We start from the raw sequence: 4,823 nt of genomic DNA on the forward strand, positions 1-4,823 counted from the left end.
TTAACTCCTTTAAGTTTTTCCTTAACTCCTCGATCTTCTCTAGTAGAGAACTTGCAAAACTTGCAAACTAGAAGCAAAACTAGAAGCAAAGGTTAAAAATTCGTAGTTCGTAGTTCGTAATTCGTAATTGACGTAGCCTACGGCTCGCTGCGCTAACAGACTGGGATTTCAACCCCGCCTAAACGTGGGCGGTCTATGAGGCCGAGGGCTCTAACCCGCCTTTTAATTACAAATTACGACTTAAAAAATAAATGCTATATCAATCAATCTTGAGTGATAGTTGCATTACTTTTAGAAAGCCGATTTGTTAAATGAAAATTTTAGCAAATATTATCAGTAATTCTTGATAAATAGTTGTGTGTATTGCGTAAGGTAAATGTAAACGCTATGCACAGATTTTTTTATAAAAATCGTTTATTATCTCTATTGTTTCAATTTAATATTTAAATATTACTTAGTAAGCTTAGTTTTTTGACAACATTAAGAAATATTTTTGAATTAATTTTGTAAGTAATATAGCTTTAGGTAGAGATACGAATAGGTAAAAAATGGCAAGCTATAAATGTAATTATTGAATGAAGAGTTTTGACATAAAATAACAAAATTAGTGCATTCAATAATTGAATCATTAACTCGCATTTCTAATCACGCTCTACTTATACTGCATAAGTTCAATCAATTTTTTACTATTGAACTTATAGCGGTTCTCACTTGGGTGAGGTACAAGCCTCTGGGTTGCGTGTTCATAGTTCATGGCAATAAAGACGCTTAGTAACCTAACGATGAACCTCATGTGTACCTGGTGTCATTAGAAACCGCCATATACAAGGAGTTAAGCAGAAATGGCTTCTCCAAACTTGGCAGCCTCAGTACTGCAATCATCAAACGTTAAAAAGGTTGAAAATGATGAGACTCTCAAATACTTTAAATCACTCTGTGACTTCCTTACACTCAGAGGAATTGTCAAAAACCTCTTTCACTCAAAAGCCTAAAAGGACTCAACCCAAGCTTTCAAGAATTTGGGTGAAAGAATTTGATGGAGAACGTGAGTGTTTGGTAGGAAAGTGGACTGCACAAGATTAGGGAATATCAACACAAAGAGCTAGTGTGATGACTTCTCTTCGAGACACTACCCGAACGCCCGTCGTAAACATCGCTGCATAAATCAACCAAGTTTCATTACATCTGTAAAACTAAAGCATTTCCGCAATTTTCCAAGTTTTTTTTGAAATATAGAGGATAGATAAAACCATGAAATTCATTTACCGCGCTTACATCTACGAATACACTCCTCGCCCTATTCAACCTTACGTTAAACCGCGTGCAATAAACTGGCGCTATCAATGTCTTGGTGAAAGGTTTAAATGCACTCCTCGTCCTATCCACCATTACGTTAAACCGCGTGCAATAAACTGGCGCTATCAACTCCCAGAGATTCTGTAATTTACCTTAATTCTTCATTAATTTAGATGAGACTCAAAGAGTAAATGCCATGTTACTAAAAGGGTTACTTTTCTTATTCTTAGGTTGCACGACTGGAACTCTAAGTGGGTTACTTGGTATTGGTGGAGGTTCCTTGATTACACCAGCACTTATTTACTTATTTGGTTTTTCCCAGCATATTGCTCAAGGGACAACATTAGCCTTGCTAATTCCACCCATTGGTTTGATGGGGGCTTGGACTTACTATCAGCAAGGATATGTAAACTTGAAGGTGGGAATTATTTTATGTATTGGGTTCTTTTTAGGAAGTTTATTAGGAGCCAAGTTAGCTATTGGAATACCAGATGCTATGTTGAGAAAAATGTTCGCCACGATGTTGCTGGTAATTGGTGGCAAAATGATGTTTTTTAGCTAAACGCTGAGTCAATATAGTCCGTCTAAAATCTTAAACTTTTTACTTTCTAGCAATGAGGTGAAATATGACTACTTCAACCAGGATTAACAAAACAGCGGCTCTATCCAATTCCGTTCAATTTGTTGAACAAGAATTTGCTAGGCCTGCGGCACCAAGCGAAGAAAAGGCTTCCTCGCTTTATCGGGCAAACGTCTTAAACACCCAGACAATCCGAATGGATGAATCGGAAAACTTAGTCTCAAACAAAACTAAACAAACAAAGTGTCGCATCTATTGGTGGATGTAGAAATATACATGAGAACCACAGGCGATGCCTAACGTTAAAGGTTGGGTATAAATTGTGAAAATTTTGAACGATCATTTTTAAACTGCTTGTATCAATCTGTTAATCTATAGCCCTCATAACGGGAGGTTAACAAATGCTTAATTTTTCAAAAAAATAACATTAATTGAGATAATGAGTAGAATTTTACTGCCCAGGCTAATTGAGAATGGCGATACCTTAAAATTGGCTCAAAAAAGTGAACTTTTTGACAGAAATTGGAAAAACATATGTCACAAAATAAATTTCACAACAATTCTAGTATACGAGATAAATCACTGAATTTTCTTAATTATTTAGGTTTATGGTCACAATGCGGAATTGATTGGAGTTTGACGATTAAAGAGGAAATTCAAGACGCTGTCGATCAGCCCATTGAAGAAAAGAAGCCTAAGCTTACTAAGAAAGTAGTCAGGTTTAGCGCATTAACAACTCTAGTCTTACTGGGGGCTGGTATCTGGATTCAGGCTCCAAAAATTTATCAGGCGGCGCAAGAAGTAGGTAGAAATTCAGTTGAACAATTGAACGCTCAGATAAAACAGAAAATAGGAGGAAACTACTGATGATAATGACTGACTCTCGTTGCATGATTCCCCTTGCTAAGTCTCCCCAAGAATACCAAGCTTATCGGATTAGTCCTGATTCTAGTAATAAGTTAGCGCTCGCCTTCGATCCGCTCAAAGATAAAGTCTCATTTACCTGCTGTATCGAAATTTTCGATGTCGGCGGAAAGACACCTCCCAACCGACATATGTACGCGACGGAAATGTTTTTTGTCCTCAAAGGAGAAGGACAGGCAACTTGTGATGGCAAGACGATACAAATTCAGGAAGGCGATAGTCTTTTGGTGCCTCCAACTGGAATTCATACAATCGAAAACATAGGGAAAAGTCGCTTGTATACCCTGACGATTATGGTGCCAAATGAAGAGTTTGCTGAACTAATTCGCAGTGGAGTGCCAACAGAACTGGATGAGGAAGATTTAGCTGTGCTGCGAGGAAAAGCTTCACCAGTTTTATCTTAGCGGCGTGCTAGGCGTGCTAAAGGATCGGGACTTACGCAAGGACACCACATAGAGTCAGGGCGAACAGCAGTTCGTCCCCTACAAATAGCGGTTCAGCAGAAAACTTGTGTAAGCCCTAAATAGGAAAGCTCATGACTTGGAAAATTTGCAAATGGTTGACAAACAACTATCTAAATTGGATATCGAGTCATTCATCACCGATGGAGATAGCCACCCTCATTACGACCAGAATGGTCAACTTCACGCTCAAACAACGTCTTCACAAGAGAAGCTATCTGTTGACGGGCAAGCGATCGCGAAATTAATCTCGACCCTACGAGGTGAACTAATCCTTCCAGGAAACCCGACTTATGAAGCCGAACGACGAGTCTGGAACGGTGCCTTTGATTGCCATCCCGCTGCGATCGCGCGTTGCATCGATGCGGAAGATGTCAGAGCCGCCGTCAATTTGGCCCGTGAGCAGCCGATGACGCTCTCCGTGCGGAGCGGTGGACATAGTTTAGCCGGACATGGAACCAAAGCAGCACCGAATGAACTCTCAACTGAGGCTGTGTTCGCGCTTGCCCCTCCCGCCCCTTTCATCCCACCCGACAAGCAAGGAACCCCGGTTATCGGCATCCTGGTCTGCTACACAGGCAACCTGAGCGAGGGCGAGCGGGTGGTGGCTCCACTGCGTCAGCTTGCTACCCCGATCGCAGATACGATCGCTCCCATGCCCTATCCGGACATCTTTGCGTTCAACGCGATCGGTGAGGTACGTGGTATGCAGCATCATGCGCGATAGCGAAGCGCTGCTGCGAAGCGCAGATCACAGTTTTTCAAGACGCTCTCGAACGAGATGGTGCATACGTTAGTCGAAGCAACTCAGGCGGTTCTGTCTCCCGAAACGTTGGTTGTACTTCGCGTTCTTGGTGGAGCGATGAGCCAGGTAGCACCAGACGCGACCGCCTTCGCCCACCGCGACAAACAGGGCATGGTGATGATCACCCATTACGGACTGCTATCCGCTGATGCTGCCAGTCTCGATGCCCGCACACAGCGAGTCTTTCAGGCGCTCTCACCCTATGCCAACGGTGCTTATGCGGGGTTCCTGGAGAACGAAGGGGAACAGCGTATTCGTGAGGCTTACCCGTCCGCCACATACGCACGGCTAGTCGCGCTCAAGAATCAGTATGACCCAACCAATCTGTTCCATCTGAACCAGAATATCAAACCAACTGCTGCCCCATCGAGTTCGTAGCGATCCAACGTAACAAGCTACTCCGAGAAACGCTAATCTTATCCTTCCTAATGCACCTTATGAACGCACAAGAACAAAATTGGAAAAACTTATTTGGAGACCACACCCTCGAAGCGATCTCATGGCACGGAATCTGGACTGTCTCTTCCCCAGAGAAAGAAATCGTCAAATCCTTTCAAGGTGTAAGAAGTTTTCGGCTTAATGAAGAGCAAACAGCTATTATTCACACCAATAACTTCACCTACCCTGACGGGAGTACCGCAGAATACACATGGCAACTTGAGAAGCAAAGTTGTAATCAGCGTGATGGAGTGATTCATCCAGCTAGCCTGTCTATGAGATCGCTGTCCTTTGGCCAAGGTGCCATAGCTTGGCTATC

General features: G+C 42.4%; 8 protein-coding genes. All 8 read left to right on the top strand.

Annotated features, from left to right (window positions below; genetic code table 11):
* The first annotated feature begins 1,251 nt into the window (after window positions 1–1,251).
* A complete protein-coding gene (locus tag V6C93_RS04445; RefSeq protein WP_333475443.1) occupies window positions 1,252–1,443 on the top strand; it encodes a hypothetical protein in 192 nt (63 codons plus the stop codon).
* 49 nt (window positions 1,444–1,492) lie between these two features.
* Complete coding sequence (locus V6C93_RS04450) at window positions 1,493–1,858, top strand: sulfite exporter TauE/SafE family protein (RefSeq protein ID WP_333475444.1); 366 nt, start codon at window positions 1,493–1,495, stop codon at window positions 1,856–1,858.
* A 64-nt stretch (window positions 1,859–1,922) separates the two neighbouring features.
* On the top strand, window positions 1,923–2,144 hold the full coding sequence (locus tag V6C93_RS04455; RefSeq protein WP_333475445.1) for a hypothetical protein: 222 nt from the start codon (window positions 1,923–1,925) through the stop codon (window positions 2,142–2,144).
* A gap of 266 nt (window positions 2,145–2,410) precedes the next feature.
* Window positions 2,411–2,743: a hypothetical protein gene (locus V6C93_RS04460; protein ID WP_333475446.1), complete on the top strand. Its 333-nt coding sequence runs from the start codon at window positions 2,411–2,413 to the stop codon at window positions 2,741–2,743.
* Window positions 2,744–2,748: 5 nt separating this feature from the next.
* The gene (locus V6C93_RS04465) at window positions 2,749–3,204 is read left to right on the top strand and encodes a cupin domain-containing protein (RefSeq protein ID WP_349262613.1); all 456 of its coding nucleotides are present in this window, start codon (window positions 2,749–2,751) and stop codon (window positions 3,202–3,204) included.
* A gap of 151 nt (window positions 3,205–3,355) precedes the next feature.
* Window positions 3,356–3,988, top strand: coding sequence for a hypothetical protein (locus V6C93_RS04470; RefSeq protein WP_333475448.1), 633 nt, complete (start codon window positions 3,356–3,358; stop codon window positions 3,986–3,988).
* Between the two features lie 54 nt (window positions 3,989–4,042).
* Window positions 4,043–4,444, top strand: a complete 402-nt coding sequence (locus tag V6C93_RS04475) for a BBE domain-containing protein (protein WP_333475449.1) — start codon at window positions 4,043–4,045, stop codon at window positions 4,442–4,444.
* Between the two features lie 59 nt (window positions 4,445–4,503).
* Window positions 4,504–4,823, top strand: a 320-nt coding sequence (locus tag V6C93_RS04480) for a DUF3598 family protein (RefSeq protein ID WP_333475450.1), incomplete at its 3' end; no start/stop codon positions are given.

Origin of the sequence: Allocoleopsis sp. (genome assembly GCF_036703385.1) — a bacterium.
In the GTDB taxonomy this organism is placed as follows: domain Bacteria; phylum Cyanobacteriota; class Cyanobacteriia; order Cyanobacteriales; family Coleofasciculaceae; genus Allocoleopsis.